The organism is Budvicia aquatica DSM 5075 = ATCC 35567 (assembly GCF_000427805.1).
Classification (GTDB): domain Bacteria; phylum Pseudomonadota; class Gammaproteobacteria; order Enterobacterales; family Enterobacteriaceae; genus Budvicia; species Budvicia aquatica.
The window spans coordinates 254,982-280,994 of record NZ_KE386585.1 but is presented as its reverse complement, the minus strand read 5'-3'; the positions used below and the strand labels follow the sequence as shown (position 1 = coordinate 280,994).

The following is a 26,013-nucleotide window of genomic DNA, read 5'->3' as shown; positions in this document are numbered from 1 at the left end:
GGTTTACACCGCTATTCTTTCTTAATATTGGTCCTTTGATTTTCTTTTGCGCTGATATCCGGTAAAAGAGTAAAGGGATTTTAAAAGCTATCCGTTGCTATTTATCTGTTGTCAGTGATATTTCGATGAATAAGATTTAAAAAAACATCGATAACTCAACGACCATTTCAGGTAAGCGACAGATGTCAGAGAACGTTTTGGTTAACTTAATTCTTAAGGTGTCGTCATGTCTGATTTATTGCTAGGCGTTAATATTGATCATATCGCTACGTTACGAAATGCGCGTGGTACTCAATACCCGGATCCGGTTCAGGCGGCTTTTATTGCCGAACAGGCGGGCGCCGATGGTATTACCATTCACCTGCGCGAAGACCGTCGCCATATTACGGACAGAGATGTGAAATTACTTAGCCAGACCATCCAAACCCGGATGAATCTGGAAATGGCAGTGACTGATGAAATGCTCGACATTGCCTGTGAAGTAAAACCGGTATTTTGCTGCCTGGTGCCGGAGAAGCGCCAGGAAGTGACGACCGAAGGCGGACTAGACGTCGCCGGTCAATTAGACAAGATGACGCTGGCAGTGTCGCGCCTGGTCGATGCCGGCATTTCGGTCTCGCTATTTATTGATGCCGATATTCGCCAAATAGATGCCGCGGTAGCCGTCGGTGCCACCTATATTGAGATTCATACCGGTCGCTACGCTGATGCCGAGAATGAGCTGGAGCAGTTAGCTGAATTAAAACGCATTGCGCATGCTGCCACTTATGCCGCGGGGAAAGGGCTAAAGGTTAATGCCGGCCATGGCCTGACGTATCATAACGTTCAGGCTATTGCCGCACTGCCTGAGATTTATGAACTGAATATCGGTCATGCCATTATCGGCAGGGCCGTTATGTCGGGCTTGGCTGCGGCGGTTGCCGAGATGAAAGCGCTGATGGCGGATGCCCGCCGTAATGGTTGATTGATATTGGTTGGCCTGCTTACCCGGGCCTGCCGATATATCATGCGTCAACAGATATCATAGGAAAGCGCAGCAATATTTCCTCGCTCAGATAGAAAGGATAATCATCATGCTTAGCCGGATTTTGAATAAAATCTTTGGCCGGAGTAACAGATCGAACGAGGGTTCAGCAGCTCCGGTCAGCCGTAATGAACTGGGCCTCAAACATATCGGGGAACCGACCACGGCGTTTTTACGCACGGTGACTGACACCATGGCCGAGAAGTGTGGTCCGGATTTCAGGTCTGATGCCGTGCTCTACTATGCTGAACGGGTATTCTGTAAATGGATCCCGACCTTAATTGATGATGCTTACACCGATGAGCAACTCGCCGAGTTAACCCCGGAAAAGCTACGTTCAGTATACTTAGCCTTGCTATGGGATATGTTGCGCCACAATAGAACGGAGTTATGGAGCTCACCGGATACGGCTCAATGGGTTGATGCTCTGTGCGCTGAAATTGCATTGCGCAGTGATACTCAATATCCGGATATTTTTTCAGATAACCACGTATTTGATATCTACAATATCGATAACGACCGCTGGGCTGACGAGTTGGGTAAGTATATCGGCGTGCCCGGCGTTAAACTGTTTGCCTGCCATTCCGCATTAGTTGCCGGGGTGGTGGAAAAGGTTGAATCGACTCAATAGGCCGGTTTGAGTTTCTGGTTAATTAAAGCCCCCTGAGCGCATATCAGGGGGCTTTATTATGAGGGGCTAGGAGTGAAGATATCGCGGCGCATCATTGCGTACATTGTCGAACTCATCGAGCAGCTCCAGCCATTCAGGCTCAAGATCTTCTGCCGGCGTTCCTTTACGCAACTGGTTTTCAAGGTACTGGCACAGCTGTTTTAGCCTCGGGACACCGCTATAGCTGCAGCTTCCATGTAATTTATGGACAGTATCTATAAGGGTATCGTCTTTATTGCCGTCTAAAACATTTCTGACCTGTAGCTCAACTTCGGCCAGAAAATCGATCAGAATCACCAATAAGTCCTTGGCTAAATCTTCTTTATTGGCCGCCTGGCGCAGCGCCAGTTCCCAATTAACCGAGCCTGTCTGTATCGGTGATGGTTCGTCTGGCGGCATTTTTAGTTCTGCCTCCTGAGCCTGACTATTGCCCGGAGTGCCGCACTGTTTGGTTAATACTGAAAACAGCATTTTCTCATTGATAGGCTTGGCCAGATAGTCATCCATACCGGCATTGAGTAATCGCTCCCGCTCACCGTTAGCCGCGTGAGCAGTGACTGCTACAATTGGGGTTTTGGCATGTTGAGGAAGCTTACGAATCAGCTCAGCGGCCTTAATGCCATCAATTTCAGGCATCTGTATATCCATCAGAATAATATCCAGATCTGACTGACTTGCCCGAGCGATAGCCTCTTCTCCGCTGTTACATAACACGACTTCCGCAACAATGTCGGCCAGCAATACGCCAATAAGCTTTAAATTAGCCGGGTTATCATCAACGGCCATGACGGTCAGCGGCAAGTGGTTAAACTCACTTGGCACCGAATCAACCGGCTTAACCTGTGTCAGCAGCAGGGCATTAAACAGGCGATTTCGGGATAATGGTTTAAACAGACAGGCCTGCGCGCCGGCACTCTTCAGAATTTCCGCATCCATCTGTGGCTGGTTAGGCAGAGCCAAAATCAGATGTTCTGACAACGACAGTGCGGTTTGTAACTGCCCGCTCATATACGCTTGAATATCGTTGGTTGAAATCGGCACGCCGTGAATGACCGTGTCATAATGCTGATGTTTGTCAGGGACCTGATCAAAGTTAGCGTAATGAATCACTTCAACCGGTTCGCCGTGGAAAATATTCAACGTTGCCTGAGCCGCCGTCGGATTGGCTTCGATATACAAAATCCGATTGCCGGACAGTTTGTCTAAATGAAGTTCCTTATTGCTGATTGATTTATCACTCAGCTCTAAATTGATATGGAACCAGAAGGTTGACCCTTTGTGTAACTGGCTATTGAAACAGATGTCACCCCCCATTTCTTTAACCAGTCTTTGCGTGATAACCAGACCCAATCCGGTACCGCCATGGCGGCGTGAAATGCTGGCATCGGCCTGACGAAATGCCTGAAACAGCTGCGACTGTTGGCGTTCAGAGATACCAATACCGGTATCGTGTACCTGAATTTCAATATCGACGCTGTTTTCATGCCGATTACGCAGTTCAATATTAATATCGATATTACCCTGCTCGGTAAACTTAATTGCATTACCCAACAGATTCATCAGTACCTGCTGTAAGCGCAGGGGATCTCCCACGATATTATCCGGCACATCATTGTGGATATTCAGCGTCATCTCGAGGGATTTTTCGTGGGCACTGTGGGCTAACAATACCGCGGTTTCATCCACCGTATCCCGCAGAGAGAACGGAATATGTTCAAGCACCAGTTTACCGGCTTCCAGCTTGGAGAAATCCAGAACGTCGTTGATAATATTTAATAAATTATTGGCTGAACGTTCGATAGTCTGAAGGTAATCCGTTTGTGTCGGCGTCAGGGTTGTTTTTAATGTCTGGCGAGTAAAGCCGATAACTCCGTTGAGCGGCGTTCGCAGTTCGTGAGACATATTGGCCAAGAATTCAGATTTAATACGCGCCGCTTCTTGAGCTCGCTTTTTAGCCAGATCCAGTTCTACGTTCTGAATCTCCATCTGTTCCAGCGTTTCTCGCAGATCGGAGGTGGCCTGATCGATATTTTGCTGCATCTCTTCATGGTAGGCGGTGAGCGACATCGCCATCGAGTTTATCCCGTTTTTAAGCATGTCGAGTTCACCGAGCATATATCCTTCAACCCGGCTGTCTAGCTGCCCCCGGCGGATTCGGTCTACGGTATTGACCATGTTGCGAATAGGGCCGGTAACGTCGCGCATCAGTCGATAGGCAAATAGCATGGCGATACATAGGCACAGGCTGAGTAACAGCGTCGCAACGAAAATTTCTTTATACTGCTGCAGGCGAACGGTGCGTAAGTCCAGCTCAATGGCAATATAGCCTAAGGTGTTATGGCCAGGCTCTAAGCTGATATCCATATCCGGCAGCTGGTTCTCAGATACGATGGGCGTTCTGAGTATTAACGAATCTCCGCGGGTGGTAACCGTTAAGTCATCCGGAATTGGTGCACCTTTAGGGAGTTGTAATAAGCTATAATTCTGATGAAAGTTGGATGTGACTAACAAATGATTTTGAGTATCAAAAACGGCAATTGAACGGACGATATTTGAATGTCGTCGGTGTAACATACTCACTAGCTGACGCACACCTTCCCGATTACTGAAGGTCATACCATATTCACTTGCGATGGCTAAGGGTTCAATAATACTGGAGCCTGAGTCGACAAGCTGGTCTTGCAGCTCGTTATATCGGTGCACAACGAAGAAAGTACTGATCAATAGTCCGATTAATAATGTCGGCGCTAAAATCAGTATCATCATGCGGGCTCGAAGGCTGTATTTGGTCATAAGGTTCCAATGTGGGACAATTAAAGACCCGGTAACTTAACTAATAGCGGATATGTTTACAGACACATTATGGCGCAATTCTACTCTTCTAGCCCCCGTAAGGCGACACAACAAACAATAATTGTTACACCACACGAGCTTGATTCTTTAGGTCAGGGTGTGGCCCGGCATGAAGGTAAAACCATTTTTATTTCAGGCGCATTACCCGGGGAACAGGTTGAAGCCGTTATTTACGAAAATAAGCGTAACTATTCTAAAGCAAAAACCAAGAAAATATTATCACCAAGTGACCAAAGGGTGACCGCTGCCTGCGCTTATTATGAAGTTTGTGGCGGGTGTAATCAGCAACATGCCTCTTCAGCGCTACAGCAGAGTAATAAATCTCATGCGCTTGGTCAGCTGTTTATGCGTGAAACCGGATTACTCCCTCGGCAGGGCGAGGTTATCTCCGGTAGTGCTTATGGCTACCGGCGGCGCGCCCGGCTGGGCCTTCAATACCATGTTAAGCAAAAACGTCTGCAGATGGGGTTTCGCCAACGGGCATCTAACGATCTGGTAGAAATTACCCAATGCCCGATAATGGTTAACCAATTAGAGCAACTCTTGGTACCATTACGCCGCTGTCTTTCATCACTATCGGCGATCAAAAAGCTAGGCCATGCCGAACTGGTGTTGGCGGATAATGGGCCGCTATTGGTATTGCGTCACTTAGCCGCGCTGTCGGATGACGATCGGCAAATATTATTACAATTTGCCCAACAACATCATCTGTCGATTTATCTGGCGGGTGACAGCGACAGGCTGGAAAGATTAACCGGCAGCGATCCTTATTACAGGGTGGACGATCTGGAACTCGGGTTTAATCCTCGGGACTTTATTCAGGTCAATGCAAGCGTTAACCAGTTGATGGTCGCTCAGGCGCTAGAGTGGCTGGATATTCAGGCCAGCGATAGAGTATTGGATTTATTCTGTGGTATGGGTAATTTCACATTACCGATAGCCAAACGCGCACGGCAGGTGATAGGCGTTGAAGGTGTGGCAAGCCTGGTTAGGACCGGGCAAAAAAATGCACAAATAAATGGATTAACCAACGTTGAATTTATGCACCATAATTTAGAGCAAGACGTTAGCTGTCAGCCGTGGGCCGGGCAAGGATTCAATAAGATTTTGCTCGATCCTGCCCGAGCCGGAGCGGCTGAGGCAATACCACAAATGGTAAAGTTACAGCCTGAACGAATTGTTTATGTTTCTTGTAATCCGCAAACCTTAGTCAGTGATACTAAGCTTTTGCTGTCGTCAGGATATGGTTTAACACAGTTACGCATGCTGGATATGTTTCCACAAACCGGCCATATAGAATCTATCGCCCTGTTTGTTAAAAAGTCATTCGCCCATAGCTAGCAGTAAGTCATGAGGAAGTATTATGGTTGCAGTAAGAAGTGCTCATCTAAACACCGCCGGTGAATTTCAACTGGATAAATGGATTGGCAATTTAGGCATTCATAGCGCTGAGCTATCAGAGCGGCTGGCTGCAACCTGGCGATACTGCGAGCAAAAGGTTGAAGGGCACTCTGATGCCCAACTACTACTTTGGCGCGGGCTGGAAGTGGTTGAAATTTTAGCCACCTTAAGCATGGATAACGACAGTATGCGCGCCGCGCTTCTGTTCCCGCTGGCTGACGCTAAAATCATTAATGAAGAAACGATTAAAGACGTCTTTGGTAGTGAGATAACCAACCTAGTTCATGGCGTTCTGGATATGGATGCCATTCGCCAGCTTAATGCGACGCATAACGGCTCTAATACTTCATCGCAGGTCGATAACGTTCGCCGTATGCTGTTAGCCATGGTTGAAGATTTTCGCTGCGTGGTGATTAAACTGGCCGAACGCATTGCTCACCTGCGGGAAGTCAAAGACGAAGATGAAGAAGTTCGGGTTTTGGCGGCAAAAGAGTGTTTTAACATCTATGCGCCGCTGGCCAATCGCCTGGGTATCGGCCAGTTAAAATGGGAAATGGAAGATTTCTGTTTCCGCTATCTGCATCCGGATGAATATAAACAGATAGCCACTTTACTGCACGAACGCCGGATTGACCGCGAACTCTACATTGATAACTTTGTGAAGACTCTGCATACCTCAATGTCAGAAGAGGGCATTAAAGGCGAAATTTACGGCCGGCCAAAGCATATCTACAGTATTTGGCGCAAGATGCAGAAGAAGTCATTAGCCTTTGAAGAGCTGTACGATGTGCGAGCGGTGCGTATTGTGGTTGAGCGCTTGCAAGATTGCTACGCCGCATTGGGCATTGTTCATACCCACTTCCGCCATCTGCCGAGCGAGTTTGATGACTATGTCGCCAACCCTAAGCCAAACGGCTATCAGTCTATTCATACCGTGGTTCTGGGGCCTAAAGGCCATGCGCTGGAGATTCAGATCAGAACCCGTCAAATGCATGAAGATGCTGAGCTGGGCGTCGCTGCGCACTGGAAATATAAAGAGGGCAACGTGGTTGGCCGCTCTGGCTATGAAGAGCGAATTGCCTGGCTGCGTAAACTGATTGCCTGGCAGGAAGAGATGTCTGACAGCGGCGAGATGCTGGATGAGGTCAGAAGTCAGGTATTTGACGACCGGGTTTATGTGTTTACGCCGAAAGGGGATGTGATTGATTTGCCAACCGGATCAACGCCGCTCGACTTTGCCTATCATATTCACAGTGATATCGGTCATCGATGCATCGGGGCTAAGATTGGTGGTCGTATCGTGCCGTTTACCTATCAGCTACAGATGGGCGATCAGGTCGATATTATTACTCAGAAGCAGCCTAACCCAAGCCGAGACTGGCTGAATCCTAACTTAGGCTTTGTTCACAGTAGCCGGGCCAGAGCAAAAATTCAGGCATGGTTTAAAAAGCAGGATCGGGATAAAAATATTATCGCCGGCCGCCAGATTCTGGATGAAGAGCTGGAAAAACTCAGCATCAGCTTTAAAGAGGCCGAAAAGCTGCTGGTGCCGCGTTATAACGTTAATTCACTGGATGAAGTATTAGCCGGCATTGGCGGCGGAGATATTCGACTTAATCAGTTAGTTAACTTCCTGCAGAGCCGGTTTAATCAACCGACAGCAGAAGAGGCTGACCGTGAAGCGCTGCGCCAGCTTAATCAGAAAACGGCTAACGCCCAGTTGCGCAATGCCAAGATGAACAGTCAGGTGGTGATTGAGGGGGTCGGTAATCTATTGCATCATATTGCCCGCTGCTGCCAGCCGATTCCGGGTGATGAAATCACCGGGTTCATCACTCAGGGGCGGGGTATCTCGATCCACCGGGCGGATTGCGATCAGCTGAATGAACTGAAAAGTCATGCGCCTGAGCGTTTAGTTGACGCCGTGTGGGGGGATTGCTACTCCAGCGGCTATTCGCTGGTGGTACGAATATTTGCTAACGACCGCAGCGGTTTGCTGCGCGATATTACCACCATACTGGCCAACGAAAAGGTTAACGTGCTTAGCGTTGCCAGCCGCAGTGATACTAAAAAGCAATTGGCGACCATCGATATGGAAGTCGAGCTGTATAATCTGCAGGTGCTCGATCGGGTACTTTCCCGTATCAACCAACTGCCGGATATTATTGAAGCCAAACGCTTGAGCAGCAAATAGCGTACAACATTTTTCCTAATGCCCCTGTTACCCTGCGTGGCAGGGGCTCTGTTTTTTTGATGACAGCCGCTTTGCGAGTCATCACTAATGATTAATCAGAAGAAATCACATGAATCAAATAACCTCCGTTCAGCGCTTGCTGAATATTATGAATACCCTGCGGGATCCTGAACGCGGGTGCCCGTGGGATAAAGAACAGACCTTTGCCACTATTGCACCTTATACGCTCGAAGAAACATACGAAGTGTTGGATGCTATTCGCCGCAATGATTTTAATGATTTGCGCGATGAGTTAGGTGATTTACTGTTCCAAGTGGTTTTTTATGCCCGTATGGCCGATGAGCAGAACCTATTTAATTTTGATGATGTCTGTAACGCCATCAGCGATAAGCTGGAACGCCGCCACCCTCACGTATTTGATACCGCCGAAGTTCATAATAGCCAGGAAGTGATTGCCGGTTGGGAAAAGCGTAAGGGCAAAGAGCGGGCAGAGAAAGCTCAGTTCTCGGTGCTGGATGATATTCCCGATGTTCTGCCGGCCTTAATGAAAGCGTACAAAATTCAAAAACGCTGTGCTTCCGTCGGTTTTGACTGGGATACCCTAGGACCGGTGTTAGATAAAGTGCATGAAGAAATTGATGAAGTGATGCATGAAGCTAAGCAGGTTGTTATCGATCGGTCTAAACTTGAAGAAGAGTTGGGCGATTTGCTGTTTGCGACGGTAAATCTCACCCGGCACTTAGGCCATAAAGCGGAAAGTGCTCTGCAGGTGGCCAACCGTAAGTTTGATCGTCGGTTCCGTCAGGTAGAGCAAATCGTACAGAGGTCAGGAAAAACGTTAGAGCAAGCGACGCTAGATGAGATGGAAGCAGCCTGGCAACAGGTAAAACTCCAAGAACATCAATAACAACGATAGATTAATTCTGTCTATCGACGTTGATCGTTTGTTGTAGGGGAAAGGCTCTGGTATACTACTTTCCCGTCCTAGTACCTCCATTTTCGTCTTTAAACCTAACCTTCAGGTTCAGCATGACAACTAATTATATTTTTGTGACAGGCGGGGTTGTATCCTCACTCGGTAAAGGCATTGCAGCAGCGTCTCTGGCCGCTATTCTTGAAGCTCGTGGCTTAAATGTCACTATGATGAAACTGGATCCCTATATTAACCTCGATCCAGGTACCATGAGCCCGATTCAACACGGTGAAGTCTTTGTGACCGAAGATGGTGCAGAAACCGATCTGGACTTAGGCCACTATGAGCGTTTTATCAGAACGAAGATGACGCGTCGTAATAACTTTACTACCGGGCGTATTTATTCCGACGTCTTACGTAAAGAGCGCCGTGGTGACTACCTTGGTGCAACCGTTCAGGTTATTCCCCATATTACTAATGCGATTAAAGAGCGCGTCATTGCCGGAGCAGAAGGCCATGACGTTGCATTAGTTGAAATCGGTGGAACCGTTGGTGATATTGAATCCCTGCCTTTTTTAGAAGCCATTCGTCAGTTAGCCATTCAGGTCGGTCGTGAACATACGCTGTTTATGCATTTGACTCTGGTGCCTTATATGGCGGCTTCCGGTGAAGTGAAAACTAAGCCGACTCAGCACTCAGTAAAAGAATTACTGTCGATTGGTATTCAGCCAGACATTCTTATTTGTCGCTCAGATCGCGCTGTTCCGGCTAACGAACGTGCAAAAATCGCACTGTTCTGTAATGTGCCGGAGAAAGCGGTTATTTCTCTGAAAGACGTTGATTCTATTTACAAGATTCCTGGCCTGCTTAAGTCGCAGGGTCTGGATGAATTCATTTGTAAAAGATTCCACTTAGATTGCCCGGAGGCGAATTTAGCCGAATGGGAACAGGTGATCTATGAAGAGTCAAATCCTACCCGTGAAGTGACGATTGGCATGATTGGTAAGTACGTAGAATTACCGGATGCATATAAATCTGTCATCGAAGCATTAAAGCATGGTGGACTAAAGAATCGATTCAGCGTTAATATAAAGCTAATCGATTCGCAAGACGTCGAGTCTAAAGGTGAAGAAACTTTAGCTGGTCTTGATGCGATTTTGGTTCCCGGTGGTTTCGGTTACCGTGGTGTAGAAGGCAAAGTCACCGCAGCACGCTATGCCCGTGAGAACAATATCCCTTATTTGGGAATTTGTTTAGGTATGCAGGTTGCTATGATGGAGTTCGCTCGTAACGTTGTCGGTATGGCCGACGCCAACTCGACTGAATTTGTGCCAAACTGTAAGTACCCTGTTATTGCGCTGATCACTGAATGGCGTGATGAAGAGGGGAACGTAGAAGTTCGTACAGAAGAGAGCGATTTGGGCGGAACTATGCGTTTAGGTAGCCAGCAGTGCCATTTAACTGAAGGCAGTCTGGTACGTAAGCTGTATGGTGAGCCGACAATCTTAGAACGTCACCGTCACCGCTATGAGGTGAATAATATGCTCCTGCCGCAAATTGAAGCAGCGGGATTACGCATTGCGGGACGTTCTGCTGACAACCGGTTAGTGGAAATTATCGAGTATCCAAACCATCCGTGGTTTGTTGCTTGCCAGTTCCACCCGGAGTTTACGTCAACGCCACGTGATGGGCACCCGCTGTTTACCGGCTTTGTTAAGGCCGCAGGCGAGTACCAAATCCGTCAGGCAAAGTAAGCAGTCGGTTAGAATAACGTAGACACCCAAAGTAATTGAGGTTGTCGCCAGGCCGCAAGTGAACGCAGCCACAACGCGACAGCTTCAAATAATAAGGGCATAAAGCATTCAGTCAGTTCGGCCTGTGTTTTCACCATAGGGATGACCTAAGGCCGATAAAGTCACAGCGCCAGAATGAGCGGCGGGCATGATGTGTCATCCCGTCGCAATCGACAGTTTTTAGTTTAATCAACTTGTACTGAGGAAAAATCCTAATGTCCAAAATCGTTAAAGTGATCGGTCGTGAAATCATCGACTCTCGTGGAAATCCCACTGTTGAAGCTGAAGTTCATTTAGAAGGCGGTTTTGTCGGTCTTGCTGCTGCTCCATCAGGTGCATCTACTGGTTCCCGTGAAGCGTTAGAGCTACGCGACGGTGACAAATCTCGTTTCTTAGGTAAAGGCGTTCTTAAAGCCGTTGCCGCAGTAAATGGCCCGATTGCACAAGCCTTAGCCGGTAAAGATGCAAAAGATCAAGCTAACATCGATAAGATCATGATCGATTTAGACGGTACTGAAAACAAATCTAACTTTGGTGCTAACGCCATTCTGGCCGTTTCTTTAGCCGCAGCTAAAGCAGCCGCAGCAGCTAAAGGCATGCCTTTATTCGAGCACATTGCTGAATTAAACGGTACGCCGGGCAAATTCTCTATGCCATTACCAATGATGAACATCATCAACGGCGGTGAGCACGCAGATAACAACGTCGATATCCAAGAATTTATGATCCAGCCAATCGGCGCTAAAACCTTGAAAGAGGCGCTGCGCATTGGTTCAGAGATTTTCCATACTCTGGCTAAAGTTCTGAAATCTAAAGGTATGGGTACCGCAGTGGGTGACGAAGGTGGCTATGCGCCAAACCTGGAGTCTAACGCTGCTGCACTGGCTGCGATTAAAGAAGCTGTAGAACAAGCTGGCTACGTTTTAGGTAAAGACGTTACTTTAGCGATGGACTGTGCTGCTTCTGAGTTCTACAACAAAGAAACCGGTAACTATGAACTGAAAGGCGAAGGTAAAACCTTTACTTCTCAAGAGTTCACTCATTACTTAGAAGAACTGACTAAGCAATACCCAATCGTTTCTATTGAAGATGGCTTAGACGAATCAGACTGGGACGGCTTCGCTTACCAGACTAAAGTGATGGGCGACAAAATTCAGTTAGTCGGTGACGATCTGTTCGTAACCAATACCAAGATCCTGAAAGAAGGTATCGACAAAGGTATTGCTAACTCAATCCTGATCAAGTTTAACCAAATCGGTTCACTGACCGAAACTTTAGCCGCCATCAAAATGGCTAAAGATGCGGGTTATACTGCCATCATTTCTCACCGTTCAGGTGAAACTGAAGATGCTACCATCGCTGACTTAGCGGTAGGTACCGCTGCGGGCCAAATCAAAACCGGTTCTATGAGCCGTTCTGACCGCGTTGCTAAATACAACCAGTTAATCCGTATCGAAGAAGCTCTGGGCGATCGTGCACCGTTCAATGGCTTAAAAGAAGTTAAAGGCCAGGCGTAATTCTTAGCCCGTCGTTAATTTAATCAATCCCGTATCGGTGAAGGCCGGTACGGGATTTTTTTTATTCTGCTTAGCCCGCTGGATTCTGAAATTAAGCTGACGTAAGCTAGCGGCCTGAATCAATCGATGCTGATCAGCATTACTGAACAAACTGTTTGTTTTAACTGCATTTATCTATTTTATCTGAGAACACCATGCTATATCCCGTCAATGAACTGTTTCAAACCTTACAGGGTGAAGGCTACTTTACCGGCGTACCGGCTATTTTTATTCGTTTACAGGGGTGCCCCGTTGGGTGCAGTTGGTGCGATACCAAGCACACGTGGGAAAAAGTGGCAGAACAGCAGCGCCCGATAGGGGATATTTTAGTTAAAACCGAAGAAAGTGACTGCTGGAGTGGGGTTACAGAGCAACAGTTGATCAATATTCTACAACAGCAGCAATATACTGCCCGCCACGTGGTGATCACCGGCGGAGAACCCTGTCTGTATGATTTGACTCCGTTAACCGATTTACTGGAACAGCATGGCTTCAATTGTCAGATAGAAACCAGTGGTACACAGCAAGTGAGCTGTTCGGAAAATACCTGGGTTACCGTTTCACCTAAAGTCGATATGCGCGGTGGATTGGCGGTTGTTGCTCAGGCACTGGTTCGGGCCGATGAAATTAAGCACCCTGTGGCCCGTGAACGCGATATTGAACAGTTAGATGAGCTGCTAGCAACCTTAACAGATGATAAGCCCAGAGTGATAGCGTTGCAGCCGATTAGCCAGAACCCGCGATCGACCGAGTTATGTATTCAAACCTGTATAGCCCGCAACTGGCGTTTATCTATGCAGACACATAAATATCTTAATATTGCCTGATAAAAGTCGCAGGGCGTTTGCTAAGCTTAAGTTCGACAAAGACCGCCCTGACTATATCAGTGGCGACTATTCACCGCGGTAAATACATCCCGCAGTACAGGTCTCTTTAACCCGAATAGCACTGAGTAATGGCAATGAAGGTTTAAGCCGTTGCCAAATCCAATGAGCAAGAACTTCACTGGTCGGATTGTCCAGCCCTTCAATATCGTTCAGATAATAATGATCTAAGCTATCAAGAATAGGCTTAAATGCCGCCTTAATGTCAGAGAAATCCATAACCCATCCGGTGTACGGATCGACTTCGCCGGTGACTTCAATTCGAACCATAAAAGAGTGCCCGTGTAATCTGGCGCACTTGTGGCCTTCAGGTACGTTTGGCAGCCGGTGTGCGGCCTCAAAATTAAAGTCTTTAAATAATGTGGTAACCATAAATGCCTCTGATTCTTGTGTCGGAGTATATTACTAAAAAGTCGTCACTGATGCCATGGTGATAGCGGGTTTACATCAGATTGCTCCGCATATATCGAGAGATTTGATAGATAAAATATAGCGCTATTTTCATTATTATCTTGATTTGTGATTTAAAACAAAAAATCAAATATATAATTATTTTGATAATCAATAATTAAAAAGCCCCAGTTAATAAGTGTGTTGTTTGCTATCTGGTTTTATTTTTGGGTTTTAACTTTCAGATAGTGTTTATTGATATTTAATTAGAGCTGAAAATAAAGCTCTATTATCTTGATGAAGAAAGAATAGCTGAGGTTTATCACCGGTTTTTAAGCTTAAAGACCGGGGCTAAAAGTCGCTATTTTATTAAAACTTACCCCTCGCGAGATAATCATAGCAAAATGATTAAGTCAATGGCTCTGGTTCTCTATTCTATTGTCTCATTATATCAGTATTTTAATTGTTTGATTTTAATTTAATTTTTTTGTTTTTATTCGGTTAAATAAATTTTTTACCAGCGTAAATTAAACTGTACATAGCCATATCCTACATGCTTTGGCATTTTTTATGCAACAGCAGATCGATGCTGAATACAAAGTTTGATGGCAGTCACATTATATTGGGTATTTAGCGATTAAATCTATTTTTTAATATTTTTACTTGAGTGGTTATTTAATTATTGTGTCGTAATAAATTAATTACATAATAAGCTTTTGGTGAATATTGGTCAGCTATTGCAATATTATTAATAAAAGTAAGAATGGAGGTGTTCTGAAAAGCCTGAAATTAATAAAATTACAAATGAGGAAAGTATAATGTCATATCCAGCTGAACCTTATAAAATTAAAGTTGTAGAACCTATCGCAATGACAACCCGTAAACAACGCGAGCAATATATTAAAGATGCGGGTTACAATACATTCTTACTTCAATCTAAACAAACCTATATCGACTTATTAACCGATAGTGGTACCACTGCGATGAGTGATAATCAGTGGGCAGGAATGATGTTAGGCGACGAAGCTTATTCAGGCAGTATTAACTTCTATCACTTACAAGATACCGTTGCCGAATATTATGGCTATAAGCATGTTGTTCCTACCCATCAGGGACGCGGCGCTGAAAACCTGCTTTCTTCACTGTTGGTTAAAGAGGGCGACTATGTTCCGGGTAATATGTACTTCACGACTACCCGCGCTCACCAAGAGAGAAACGGTGCAACATTCGTTGATATTATTATCGATGAAGCCCACGACTCACAAAAAGATCTGCCGTTTAAAGGCAATATCGACCTGTCTAAACTGGAAAAACTGATCAACGAAGTCGGCGCAGATAAGATCCCGTATGTCTGTTTAGCTATTACCGTAAACCTGGCCGGCGGGCAGCCGGTTAGCATGGCTAATATTCGTGAAGTCAGTAAGTTATGTAAAAAACATAATATTCTGGTGATGTATGATGCCACCCGCTGTGTAGAGAATGCTTATTTCATTAAAGACCGCGAGCCTGAGTACAAAGATGCCACTATCGCCGCGATCCTCAAAGAGATGATGAGCTATTCCGACGGTTGTACCATGAGTGGTAAAAAAGACTGTCTGGTTAATATCGGCGGCTTCCTGTGTATGAACGACGATGAGCTGTATCAAAGAGCCAGCGAATTGGTTGTTCTGTTTGAAGGCATGCCATCTTACGGCGGCTTAGCCGGTCGTGATATGGAAGCCATGGCGCGCGGTATTGTTGAATCCGTTGATTTCCACTATATCCATCACCGCATTGCACAGTGCCGCTACTTAGCTGACAAACTTGAAGCCGCAGGTGTTCCGATTGTGAAACCAGTAGGCGGGCATGCGGTATTCTTAGATGCCAGAGCATTCTTACCTCACGTACCACAAGAGCAATATCCGGCTCAGTCACTTGCTGCTGAACTGTATATCGAGTCTGGCGTACGGAGTATGGAACGCGGAATTATCTCGGCAGGCCGAGATAGAAAAACCGGTAAGAACCATATGCCTAAGCTGGAGCTAGTTCGTCTGACTATTCCTCGTCGTGTATACACCTATGCCCACTTAGACGTCGTCGCTGAGTCAGTCATCCGCCTGTTTAAACACAGAGATGATATTAAAGGGTTGGATATGGTGTATGAGCCGAAGTTCCTACGCTTCTTCACTGCCAGATTTGAGCCATTAAAATAGGATTATTAACTTAGCTTAAGTTTATATCTTAAATATAGAGGAGTCTTTCACTTTTTATAGGTGAGAGACTCTAAAAGTATCAAGAGTTACCAGGTCATTAATATGTTTTTTCCACTAAGAATTTTAATTAAAGGAATCAATTATGACGGTCAGCGTAGAGGCTCAGGGGTCTGTTCAGGTAAAAAATAGGTCGGTTGTTGGCGGTGCGATGATTACCACCGCTACGGTAGTCGGGGCTGGGATGTTCTCTTTACCTGTCGCTATGTCCGGCGTTTGGTTCTCATGGTCTTTGGTTATTCTGGTTGCAACCTGCTTTATTATGATTATGGCCGGATTTATGATTTTAGAGGCTAATTTAAATTATAATGTTGGCGCCAGCTTCGACACGCTAACAAAAGATTTATTAGGCCGGTTTTGGAATATAACCACGGGTTTAACTTTTGCATTTGTTCTTTATATTCTCGCTTATGCTTATATATCCGGTAGTGCTGCAGTCATATCTCAAACCCTGACAAACTATTTTAACCTCACTGTTCCCGCCCGAATAACCGGCGTGTTATTTACCATTCTTATTGCGTTTATTGTTTGGTGGAGCTCAACGGCGGTAGGGCGTATTACAACGATCTTATTGTTAGGAAAGTTTATCGCGTTCTTTATGACCTTTGCTAACCTATTGGGCTATGTTGAGGTGGATAACTTAATGGACGTTATGGCACCGGAGGGCACGCGCTATTTGCCTTACCTGTTGATGACATTGCCATTCTGTATCGTCTCTTTTGGTTTTCACGGTAACGTTCCCAGCCTGGTTAAACACTACGGTAAAGATCCAAAACGTATCGTACAGTGCATCTTAATCGGCACATTGTTTGCGCTGTTCCTGTATGTCTTCTGGCTGCTTTGCACTATGGGCAATATCTCCCGTGAAGACTTCAGGCCTATTATTGCTCAGGGCGGTAATATCGATGTGTTTATTACCGCAATGAGCGGAATTCTTAACAGCGCTTCAATGGATATTATTCTGACATTCTTTGCTAACTTTGCGGTAGCTAGCTCACTGTTGGGTGCCACTCTGGGGCTGTTTGATTACATCGCTGACCTGTGTAAATTCAAAGATGACAACGGAGGCAGGGCGAAAACGGCGATCGTGACCTATCTGCCACCGGCGCTATTGTGTTCTATATACCCTAATGGTTTTTTGTATGCTATCGGTTACGCCGGTTTGGCGTTTGCGGTGTGGGCCATCATTGTTCCTGCATTAATGGCTAAAGCTTCGCGCAAAAAATTTGGCAGCCCGATGTTTCGTACCTGGGGCGGCAATCCGATGATCTACATTGTTCTGGTGTTTGGTGTTATTACCATGCTGGCCCATATATTATCGACTTTCAACGTTCTGCCTACCTACCATTAACTATTACCTTTCACGATCGCCATCAGACCTGCGGCAATATAACCGCAAGCCTGGTGGCGATTTGTTATTTCAGCTAACGATATATTGATTCATCCGCTCTGAAATTTAGGCCAACCGCTTATATCCTGATAATTTAATTTGAAAAAATTAATAGTTTTATCCTGATTATCAAAATAATTTTGTATGTGCCGGCCGGTGGCAGAAAGTCTTTGCAAGGTGCTTTTATTTCATGTTTGATTAAAAAGATAACTAATAATAAACATGAAAACAGCTTGTTAGGCACGTCGCTACCTGATTGTTAGCCAAACAGCGGGTCAAAGACATCATCATTACGCTAAGGAATTACCATGCTGGATATTGCAAAGTTTGATCAAATTAATCCCCCCTCTCGCTTACTCATGGGTCCGGGCCCGATTAATGCTGACCCGCGAGTACTCAGGGCTATGGCCAGCCAATTGATTGGCCAGTACGATCCGGTCATGACCGGCTATATGAATCAGGTGATGGAGCTTTATCGCGGCCTGTTTAACACGGAAAATCGCTGGACCATGTTGATCGATGGCACCTCCCGAGCGGGTATCGAAGCTATCTTATTATCAGCGATTCGCCCCGGCGATAAGGTGTTAGTGCCGGTATTTGGTCGTTTTGGCCATTTACTGTGTGAAATTGCCCGCCGCTGTCGGGCTGAAGTCCATACTATTGAAGTTCCTTGGGGAGACGTATTTACCCCTGACCAAATTGAAGACGCAATTAAAAAAGTAAAACCCCGCTTATTACTGACGGTTCAAGGCGATACATCCACCACTATGTTACAGCCGCTGGAACAGTTAGGTGAGATTTGTCGTCGTCACGGCGTCCTTTTTTATACTGATGCTACCGCATCATTCGGTGGCAATGCACTGGAAACTGACGCGTGGGGATTAGATGCCGCATCGGCCGGATTACAAAAATGCCTCGGTGGGCCATCAGGCAGTTCTCCGATTACTCTGAGCCCGGAATTTGAAGAAATAGTCCGACGTCGTAAATGTGTTGAAGAAGGTATCCGTACCGATGAACACGTTGATGGCGATGATGAGATGATCTATTCCAACTATTTCGATCTCGGCATGATTATGGACTACTGGGGACCTGAACGCCTGAATCATCATACTGAAGCGACCAGCATGCTGTTTGCTGCCAGAGAGTGTGCCCGCCTGATATTAGAAGAAGGTTTGGATAACTGCATTGCCCGTCATGAATTACACGGGGCGGCACTGTTAGCCGGTATTCAGGGAATGGGGCTGGAAACCTTTGGTGACCTAAGCCATAAAATGAATAACGTACTTGGCGTCGTGATCCCGAAAGACATTCACGGCGAGCAGGTTCGTCAGATGATGCTAAATGACTTCTCTATTGAGATAGGGACATCCTTTGGCCCGCTACAGGGTAAAATTTGGCGTATCGGCACCATGGGATATAACGCCCGTAAAGACTGCGTATTACAAACCCTGACGGCACTGGAAGCGGTTCTAAACCGACTCGGATTTAAATCTACTCAGGGTGCCGCGCTGCAGGCCGCATGGAATTGTTACGATAAGTAGAGGCGGGTTATCTGATGTTTAAGTTGGATGAATAAAAAATCGTCCAATAAGGGTAATGATTGTCAGCTAAGGGCAATGAATAAAGCCGGGATGACCAAGCAGCAACACCATCTTCATCCGGTTGAAAACGGAACGCTTAGCCGTAGGCGAAGCAAACATTCGCATAGCAAATGGCCCGAAGAGTAGGCGAAGCGAATCATCCAACCCTTAGGCTGAATGGTCATTGGTGAGTTAAAATCGGGATCCCCGTTTTCACGGGGATGACGGGAGAGTTGCCCCGCCGCGATGACGATTGAGTAGAATCACATTAAGGTCGTGATACTTAACGGGCATGCATTATCTAATAAGAACGGGCAGACTAGCGCTTAGCATTCAAAACGCCGACCCTCGGCCGCCAGGCGAAATCAATATTCCGATGCTGACTATGCGGACGAAAGCGGACGAAATTTGCGCGGTAACCCAATTAGGCTCAGACTGCTGACAAACGCTCGGACATCAGCGTTTTGCTCTTAAAAAGCTTAAACGTAGGGAAAGAATTCCGTTGGGGTCGTAGCTGGCTTGCCAGCCGGAGTGCCCCTAGGGATTCTAAGCCCGGAGCCCACAGTACTCAAAAACATCGCCCTTCGGCCGCTAGGAAAAACCAATATTCCGATGCTAACTATGCGGACGAAATTCGCGCTGAAATCAAATTAAACCACTTTGTCATTAGTCTGAGCCGCCCGAGAGGGCGGCTTTTTCACAACGGAAAAAATCAAAATTACAGTGAGCTAATCACTCGGCTCAGTAATTTAATCCGCGGAAGAATACTATCCAGCTCAACATATTCCGCCGGGCTATGGAAGTCAGCACCAATAGCACCAAAACCATCTAAAGACGGAACGCCTAGCGCTGCGGTATGGTTAGCATCAGAGCCACCGCCGACCGCCAGCCAGTTGATATGAATGCCTTCTTGTTCGCCGCAGCGTTCAACCAGAGCCATTAACTTCTCGGTTTCAGCCGTTGGTGACATTGCTGGGGTATGAGCCATTTCGCTTACGGTTGCAGTGACATCGGCAACATAGGCTTTTTTAGTCATATCCTGCATCGCCTTGCCAATGCGATGGTATTCATCATTGTCCCAGAAGCGGACATCAATAATCGCCTGCGCTTTATCAGGAACAATATTGGCTGCGTCGCCGCCTTTAATCACACCAACGTTTAAGGTGGTTCCTAACTCTGAGCTACCTAACTGATTAATCGCCAGCACCCAGTTAGCTAATTCAGTAATGGCTGAACGACCTTTTTCTGGCGCATTTCCGGCATGGGCTGCACGGCCATGAAAATCGACGCAGTAGCGGACCATACCTTTACGGGCTTTGACTAATGAACCGTCGGCACGAGCGGCTTCTGCCACCAGAACGTAGCGGCTTTTCTTCGCGTACTCACCCAGCCATTTGTGAGAATAAACCGAGCCGGTTTCTTCGTCCGGGTTCATCGCCACGGCGATTGACAGCCTTTGTTCATCTTTGCTATCCAACGCGCGAATTGCCCAAAGAATATTCAGCAGTCCGGACTTCATATCTGCTGCACCCGGGCCATACAGGCGAGTTTCGTCAGTAGACATCGGGCGCTCAGCAACGGTTCCCGGTGGGAACACGGTATCCATATGGCCAATCAGCAGAACGTCAAACTGGGTAGCGCCCGGCTTATTGGTAGCAAAAACGCCCGGACCCACTTCTTTGCCCAGATCAACAATTTCAGTATGCCAGCCGAGGTCGCGATATTTCTTTTCCATACGTTCGGCGATAAGGGCAACGCCTTCTGTGGTTTGAGTTCCACAGTCAACGTCAACCAGAGGGCGTAATTCATCTAAATATTGATTTAACTGCATGATGCATCCTTATTACTTTTGGACACCACGCCCTAAGGCGTGGTTTAGGAATGTTAAAGGGACTGAAATCAGCCGATAAAAATATTCATCAGGAACATGGCAATAAAGGCATTAAGTACGGAGATCGCGATCATCACCGGGATTTTGCTCGCTTTGGTGCCGATCACGCCTAAAATACGGCCTGCATATTGAATTTGTGAGCCCATCAGATAGATAGCCGGGGCAAGAATAGCCAGATGCTCACCGGATAATGTACCGTTTGCATACAGGCTGATAGCAACACCGATACCACCCCCCATTGACATCCAGCCACCGATTAATACGGCAGCGGCTTCGCCCGGCAAGCCAAACAGGTTCATTAACGGGGCAAAAATCATCCCTAAACCTTTCAGAGCGCCGGTAATTTCTAATGCCTTGATAATAACAAAGGCCATCAGAACGTTAGGTAATGTACTGGAAGTCGCGATGCCCCATCCTTTACGTGCTCCGGCAACAAAAACGTCGGTAATCATCGGTTTACTTGGGTTTGACATAATCTTTAATCCTTAATTTTATTCAGTATTTGTTATTGATCAGGCTTCTTTTTTACTGGTTAACGCCAGATAAAGCCGGAAGACATTCGCGCCGAAAATTTTCATTACGAACATGACACAAATACATAAACCGATAGAGGCCGGAACCGCAGGGGTACCATCAGCCAGCATCAGGGTGAATAAAACGGCACCCGATGAGAAAAAGTTAGTGATCATTGCTCCGGCAGAAAACTGGAACATGGTGATCAGGTCTTTCTCTTTTTCATTAATTTGGCCTTCATCTGCCAGTGAGCGAGTGAGTGATGCACCCACGTCAGTACTTTGCAGACTGCCGATAATGGCTAAACCGGTTGAACCCGGGATCCCCAGTAGCGGGCGTAGCAGAGGCGTAAGTAATTTACGCGCGGCATTTAACGCACCGTAATGCTCTAAAACGTTGATCATACCTAAGGCAAACATCACCGACGGGATAAGGCCAAATGCAAATAGGAAACCATCCATTGCGCCGCCGCCGCCGGTTCCTCTAAAGGTTCCTTTGGTTACGTTGAGCGCACCATCAACTTCAGTGGCGTTTGATACGACCTTGCCGAATGAGCCATTTAACGTAGTGAAGTCAAAAACTGACCACCACTCTTTTCCCCCTAACAGGCCAGAAAAAAAGACCATAGCGAATATCAATGAGATATATGCCCCTATGCCAACCTTGATTTTTTCCGGTTGATCAGGGAGTGAACTTTCATTAGACATAGAGTGTTTCCTGATGAAGTTATTACAGTTGTTGTTAATCAAAGATTATCATTTCTAATCTTTCAGCATCTTTTGACCTTGATCATCAAATACTATTGGAGTAGATCACGCTTTTCTAATTTAGGTGATATTCAACGGTGAATATTAGCTAATTATTTAAAATTAATAGAATTATGTAGGCAATGATGTGCTCCTTTTGTTAAAAATAGTCGCTAAAATCAGGTCAATTTTAGGGCCAGATAAAATAGACTAAAATCTTATTTTTTACCAGATTATGATGAGGTATATGTATTTTTATGCGTTATTCGTGCATAATTTTGGCTATACGTCATTTCTCATTGGTTAAGGATATAACTTATGTTTAAACGCCTTTCTATTTTCGGTGCCTGTCTGGCGGCCGTTATTTGTACCATGCCCGTGGCTCATTCCGCTGAACCAACCTACGTTGTCGGTTCCGGCGGCACTTATCGCCCGTTTGAATTTGAAAACAGTAAAAAAGAACTTCAGGGCTTTGATATTGACATTATTTCTGCCATTGCAAAGGCCGAAGGTTTCAACATTAAACTGGTTAATACACCGTGGGAAGGCATTTTTGCAACCTTAGGCAGCGGCGACCGGGATATCCTTATTTCTGGGATCACCATCACTGATAAGCGTAAGCAAATGGTTGATTTTTCAGCGCCTTATTTCCCGGCAGAACAGGCCATTGTGGTACCAAAAGGCAAATCGATTAAGTCACTTGCTGAACTAAAACTGTTAAAAGTCGGCGTTGTTAACTCCAGTACGGGTGATATCGTTGTATCTGAAGTTTTAGGTAAAAACAGTACCGCAATCAAGCGTTTTGATAACACGCCTCTGATGCTGCAAGAACTGTATGAAGATGGCATTGATGCCGCTGTGGGCGATGTCGGTGTCGCTAAGTTCTACATCAAAAACCATCCGGAAAAAGAGTTTAACTTGGTGTTTGATGACAAGTTCGAACGTCAATATTTTGGTATTGCAGTCGCTAAAGATAACGCCGAGCTGCGTAATAAAATTAACGCAGGGCTAAAGAAAATTATTGCTGACGGTACCTACGCAAAGATTTATCAGAACTGGTTTGATGGTGATATTCCGGTACTACCTGCCGAGTAATATTTTTTAATAGTGCCCGTGAAAATAAAATTATTTGGGGCATATCTATTCAGGGCGACGGTTTCGCCCTGAACTTTTTTAAACGGATTCTTTTTATGTCAGGATTTCGCTGGGAAATTATCCAGGAATATGCCCCGCTGTTTGCGCAGGGTGCATGGATGACCATCAAGTGCACCGTCGTCTGCGTTATTTTAGGCGGAGCCTGGGGACTGATTCTTGGATTAGGTCGTTCTGCTCGCGCTCCTCGTAGCCCAGGATTAGATTTCTGTTTACGCTTTTTTGTGCAGTGGCCGGTACGGATTTATGTGAGTGCCTTTCGTGGAACGCCGCTGTTTGTGCAGATCATGGTGGTCCATTTCGCCCTTATTCCTCTACTGATCAACCCACGTGATGGCTTGCTGGTTACCAGCGGCATGATGTCGGTTGATTTTGCTAAAATGCTACGCTCTGACTATGGTGCATTTTTGTCCTGCGTGGTGGCGATTACCCTTAACTCCGGTGCCTATATTTCTGAAATCTTCCGGGCGGGGATCGAGTCTATCGATCGTGGCCAAATGGAAGCGGCCCGCTCGTTAGGCATGAGCTATGGCAAAACGATGCGTAAGATTATTCTTCCACAGGCCTTCCGCCGTATGTTGCCTCCGTTGGGTAACAATGCGATATCTATCGTTAAGGATTCCTCTTTGGCATCCGCTATCGGTTTGGCCGATTTGGCTTATGCTGCCCGAACTGTCTCCGGGGCATATGCCACTTATTGGGAACCCTATCTGACAATCTCGATTGTTTACTGGGTCATTACGTTCTTACTTTCCCTGATGGTTAAGCATATGGAAACGAGGTTAGGCCGAAGTGATTAAGATTCGTAACTTACAAAAGCAGTTTGGCAGCACTCACGTGTTACGCGGTATCTCTTGCGATATCGCCGCTAACGAGGTGGTCTGCATTATCGGCCCGTCGGGCTCAGGAAAAAGTACTTTTTTACGCTGTATGAATGCGTTAGAAGAGATGTCTGGCGGTGAGATTACGGTTAACGGATTCAATGTTCACGACCCGAAAACCGATCTTAACCAGCTTCGCCAAAGCGTAGGCATGGTTTTTCAGCGTTTTAATCTGTTTCCTCATATGACGGTGCTGGAGAATTTAATTCTGGCGCCAATGGATGTGAAAAAGCTCTCTAAGGCTGAAGCCATTAAGAATGCGGAGCTACTGCTACGTAAAGTCGGTTTATTGGATAAGATTGATGCTTATCCAAGCCAGCTTTCCGGCGGTCAACAACAGCGCGTTGCCATTGCCAGAGCGCTGGCGATGGAACCCAAAGTCATGCTGTTTGACGAACCGACTTCGGCGCTGGATCCTGAACTCGTTGGGGAAGTTCTGGCGGTGATGAAATCCCTGGCCCATGAAGGGATGACCATGGTGGTTGTTACTCACGAAATGGGTTTTGCCCGCGACGTTGCCGATCGGGTGATCTTTATTGATCAGGGCGTTATTCAGGAAGAAGACGTACCAGAAAAGCTATTTACTGCGCCGGCCAATGAGCGTACGCAGGCTTTCTTGAGTAAAATATTGTCACTGTAGAATGCTATCCGGTTAGCCTGAGATGACGAGGTTAGCCGGATAAAATACCATCGGTATTAAGCATCACACCCATTCGTTTCTGATAATCTTCGGCTTTATCGATTGTATGGGCTCTCTCTGCTTTGTTGCGCTGAAAAATCACCTCTTCAAACCTTATCTTAGTCTATAAGTTTATCCGAGGCTTATTCTATGGTGGAGTCTGGCTGTGAGTTATGGGATGATTAGCCGGTTTTTTAGGGGGCGGGAATGAGTAAACTTACGCTATTATTGATTGCACTACTTGGCTGGTTACAGTACTCACTGTGGCTGGGCAAAAATGGCGTTCATGATTATGTGCGCGTGCAGGATGATTTGGTTGTTCAACAAGACAATAACGCAAAGCTGAAGTCACGTAATGAGCGACTGTTTGCTGAGATTAGCGATCTGAACGGCGGGAAAGAAGCGCTGGAAGAGCGCGCCCGTAATGAACTGGGGATGATCAAACCCGGCGAAAGTTTTTACCGTATTATTCCTGAACAGACTAAACCGGCCCAAACCAGCGGCGGAAGCAATTAGATGCGCCTGGCCCCGACTCCTCATTTTGATATGATTGCCGTTTTACCTGCTGCCGGCATTGGCAGCAGAATGCAGTCAGATTACCCTAAGCAATATTTGGCCATAGGCCAGAAAACCATTATTGAATATGCCATCGAGGCATTGCTATCCCATGAGTTAGTGCAACATGTGATCGTTGTTTTGCACCCGCAAGATACGATTTTTGCCACTCTTTCTATATCACAGGATCGGCGAGTCTCTGTGACTACCGGTGGTGCCGAACGCTATGATTCGGTTATGGCCGGCTTAAAACAGGCTAGCTTAATGAATGCGCGATGGGTTTTAGTTCACGATGCAGCGCGCCCCTGTTTGCATTTATCCGACCTCGATCGTCTTATTCATCAGGTGATCAATGGCCGGCAGGGCGGTATTCTGGCTATGCCGGTAAAAGACACCATGAAACGTGCCGTTAGCGGTGAGCAATCTATTGCCCATACCGTTGAACGTAATGAGCTTTGGCATGCGTTAACCCCACAGATGTTCCCGCTTGAATTACTCAACGACTGCATGACCCGCGCAATAGATGAAGGCGTCGCATTAACGGATGAAGCCTCAGCGCTAGAACACTGTGGTTTTCATCCGTTACTGGTTGCAGGACGTTCCGATAATATAAAAGTGACCCGCCCGGAAGATCTGGCGCTGGCGACCTTTTATCTTACCCAGCCGTTTTTACCTACCAATAAATAAAATAGGAGACTG

21 protein-coding genes are annotated in these 26,013 nt (G+C 46.3%); 16 read left to right on the top strand and 5 right to left on the bottom strand.

Features of this window, described 5'->3' with window-relative positions; all coding sequences use genetic code 11:
- The first annotated feature begins 226 nt into the window (after positions 1 to 226).
- Together pdxJ and YWE_RS0123250 are read left to right on the top strand one after the other, a co-directional pair.
- Positions 227 to 964: a pyridoxine 5'-phosphate synthase gene (gene pdxJ / locus YWE_RS0123255; protein ID WP_029096606.1), complete on the top strand. Its 738-nt coding sequence runs from the start codon at positions 227 to 229 to the stop codon at positions 962 to 964.
- Positions 965 to 1,073: 109 nt separating this feature from the next.
- Entirely contained in the window at positions 1,074 to 1,655 is a 582-nt protein-coding gene (locus tag YWE_RS0123250; protein ID WP_029096605.1) for a hypothetical protein, read from the top strand.
- Positions 1,656 to 1,721: 66 nt separating this feature from the next.
- Here the strand turns inward: YWE_RS0123250 and barA are convergent, their stop codons facing one another.
- A complete protein-coding gene (gene barA / locus YWE_RS0123245; RefSeq protein ID WP_029096604.1) occupies positions 1,722 to 4,487 on the bottom strand; it encodes a two-component sensor histidine kinase BarA in 2,766 nt (921 codons plus the stop codon).
- A gap of 69 nt (positions 4,488 to 4,556) precedes the next feature.
- On the opposite strand from barA, the gene rlmD reads away from it, so the two are divergent.
- The 6 genes from rlmD to queE all read left to right on the top strand — a co-directional run bounded on the left by rlmD (position 4,557) and on the right by queE (position 13,231).
- The gene (gene rlmD, locus YWE_RS0123240; RefSeq protein ID WP_029096603.1) at positions 4,557 to 5,888 is read left to right on the top strand and encodes a 23S rRNA (uracil(1939)-C(5))-methyltransferase RlmD; all 1,332 of its coding nucleotides are present in this window, start codon (positions 4,557 to 4,559) and stop codon (positions 5,886 to 5,888) included.
- A gap of 22 nt (positions 5,889 to 5,910) precedes the next feature.
- Positions 5,911 to 8,142 (top strand): GTP diphosphokinase, encoded by a 2,232-nt coding sequence (relA, locus tag YWE_RS0123235; protein ID WP_029096602.1) that lies wholly within the window; start codon positions 5,911 to 5,913, stop codon positions 8,140 to 8,142.
- Between the two features lie 109 nt (positions 8,143 to 8,251).
- Positions 8,252 to 9,049, top strand: coding sequence for a nucleoside triphosphate pyrophosphohydrolase (gene mazG / locus YWE_RS0123230; RefSeq protein WP_029096601.1), 798 nt, complete (start codon positions 8,252 to 8,254; stop codon positions 9,047 to 9,049).
- 122 nt (positions 9,050 to 9,171) lie between these two features.
- Positions 9,172 to 10,809: a glutamine hydrolyzing CTP synthase gene (pyrG, locus tag YWE_RS0123225; protein WP_029096600.1), complete on the top strand. Its 1,638-nt coding sequence runs from the start codon at positions 9,172 to 9,174 to the stop codon at positions 10,807 to 10,809.
- A gap of 254 nt (positions 10,810 to 11,063) precedes the next feature.
- Positions 11,064 to 12,365, top strand: a complete 1,302-nt coding sequence (gene eno / locus YWE_RS0123220; protein WP_029096599.1) for a phosphopyruvate hydratase — start codon at positions 11,064 to 11,066, stop codon at positions 12,363 to 12,365.
- 194 nt (positions 12,366 to 12,559) lie between these two features.
- Positions 12,560 to 13,231, top strand: a complete 672-nt coding sequence (gene queE / locus YWE_RS0123210; RefSeq protein WP_029096598.1) for a 7-carboxy-7-deazaguanine synthase QueE — start codon at positions 12,560 to 12,562, stop codon at positions 13,229 to 13,231.
- A 66-nt stretch (positions 13,232 to 13,297) separates the two neighbouring features.
- Here the strand turns inward: queE and queD are convergent, their stop codons facing one another.
- Positions 13,298 to 13,660 carry a 6-carboxytetrahydropterin synthase QueD gene (queD, locus tag YWE_RS0123205; protein ID WP_029096597.1) on the bottom strand — a complete coding sequence of 121 codons (363 nt, stop codon included), beginning with the start codon at positions 13,658 to 13,660 and terminating at the stop codon, positions 13,298 to 13,300.
- An 836-nt stretch (positions 13,661 to 14,496) separates the two neighbouring features.
- Between queD and YWE_RS0123200 the strand changes: the two genes are divergently transcribed.
- The 3 genes from YWE_RS0123200 to YWE_RS0123190 all read left to right on the top strand — a co-directional run bounded on the left by YWE_RS0123200 (position 14,497) and on the right by YWE_RS0123190 (position 18,858).
- Positions 14,497 to 15,870, top strand: coding sequence for a tyrosine phenol-lyase (locus YWE_RS0123200; protein WP_036016955.1), 1,374 nt, complete (start codon positions 14,497 to 14,499; stop codon positions 15,868 to 15,870).
- Between the two features lie 142 nt (positions 15,871 to 16,012).
- Complete coding sequence (gene mtr, locus YWE_RS0123195) at positions 16,013 to 17,278, top strand: tryptophan permease (protein ID WP_036016954.1); 1,266 nt, start codon at positions 16,013 to 16,015, stop codon at positions 17,276 to 17,278.
- A gap of 347 nt (positions 17,279 to 17,625) precedes the next feature.
- On the top strand, positions 17,626 to 18,858 hold the full coding sequence (locus YWE_RS0123190) for a pyridoxal-phosphate-dependent aminotransferase family protein (RefSeq protein WP_029096594.1): 1,233 nt from the start codon (positions 17,626 to 17,628) through the stop codon (positions 18,856 to 18,858).
- 757 nt (positions 18,859 to 19,615) lie between these two features.
- On the opposite strand, the gene YWE_RS0123185 is transcribed toward YWE_RS0123190, so the two are convergent.
- The 3 genes from YWE_RS0123185 to YWE_RS0123175 form a co-directional block, all read right to left on the bottom strand.
- Positions 19,616 to 20,728, bottom strand: a complete 1,113-nt coding sequence (locus YWE_RS0123185) for a M20 family metallopeptidase (RefSeq protein WP_029096593.1) — start codon at positions 20,726 to 20,728, stop codon at positions 19,616 to 19,618.
- A 68-nt stretch (positions 20,729 to 20,796) separates the two neighbouring features.
- Positions 20,797 to 21,261 (bottom strand): YjiG family protein, encoded by a 465-nt coding sequence (locus YWE_RS0123180; protein ID WP_029096592.1) that lies wholly within the window; start codon positions 21,259 to 21,261, stop codon positions 20,797 to 20,799.
- A 39-nt stretch (positions 21,262 to 21,300) separates the two neighbouring features.
- Entirely contained in the window at positions 21,301 to 22,008 is a 708-nt protein-coding gene (locus YWE_RS0123175; protein WP_029096591.1) for a nucleoside recognition domain-containing protein, read from the bottom strand.
- Between the two features lie 357 nt (positions 22,009 to 22,365).
- On the opposite strand from YWE_RS0123175, the gene YWE_RS0123170 reads away from it, so the two are divergent.
- The 5 genes from YWE_RS0123170 to ispD all read left to right on the top strand — a co-directional run bounded on the left by YWE_RS0123170 (position 22,366) and on the right by ispD (position 26,001).
- A complete protein-coding gene (locus YWE_RS0123170) occupies positions 22,366 to 23,142 on the top strand; it encodes a basic amino acid ABC transporter substrate-binding protein (RefSeq protein ID WP_029096590.1) in 777 nt (258 codons plus the stop codon).
- A gap of 95 nt (positions 23,143 to 23,237) precedes the next feature.
- Entirely contained in the window at positions 23,238 to 23,999 is a 762-nt protein-coding gene (locus YWE_RS0123165; RefSeq protein WP_029096589.1) for an amino acid ABC transporter permease, read from the top strand.
- Positions 23,992 to 24,720 carry an amino acid ABC transporter ATP-binding protein gene (locus YWE_RS0123160; protein ID WP_029096588.1) on the top strand — a complete coding sequence of 243 codons (729 nt, stop codon included), beginning with the start codon at positions 23,992 to 23,994 and terminating at the stop codon, positions 24,718 to 24,720. Before YWE_RS0123165 ends, YWE_RS0123160 begins: the two co-directional genes overlap by 8 nt.
- 246 nt (positions 24,721 to 24,966) lie before the next feature.
- Positions 24,967 to 25,275: a cell division protein FtsB gene (ftsB, locus tag YWE_RS0123150; RefSeq protein ID WP_029096587.1), complete on the top strand. Its 309-nt coding sequence runs from the start codon at positions 24,967 to 24,969 to the stop codon at positions 25,273 to 25,275.
- Positions 25,276 to 26,001, top strand: coding sequence for a 2-C-methyl-D-erythritol 4-phosphate cytidylyltransferase (gene ispD, locus YWE_RS0123145; RefSeq protein WP_029096586.1), 726 nt, complete (start codon positions 25,276 to 25,278; stop codon positions 25,999 to 26,001). It begins immediately after the preceding gene.
- Positions 26,002 to 26,013: the final 12 nt, after the last annotated feature.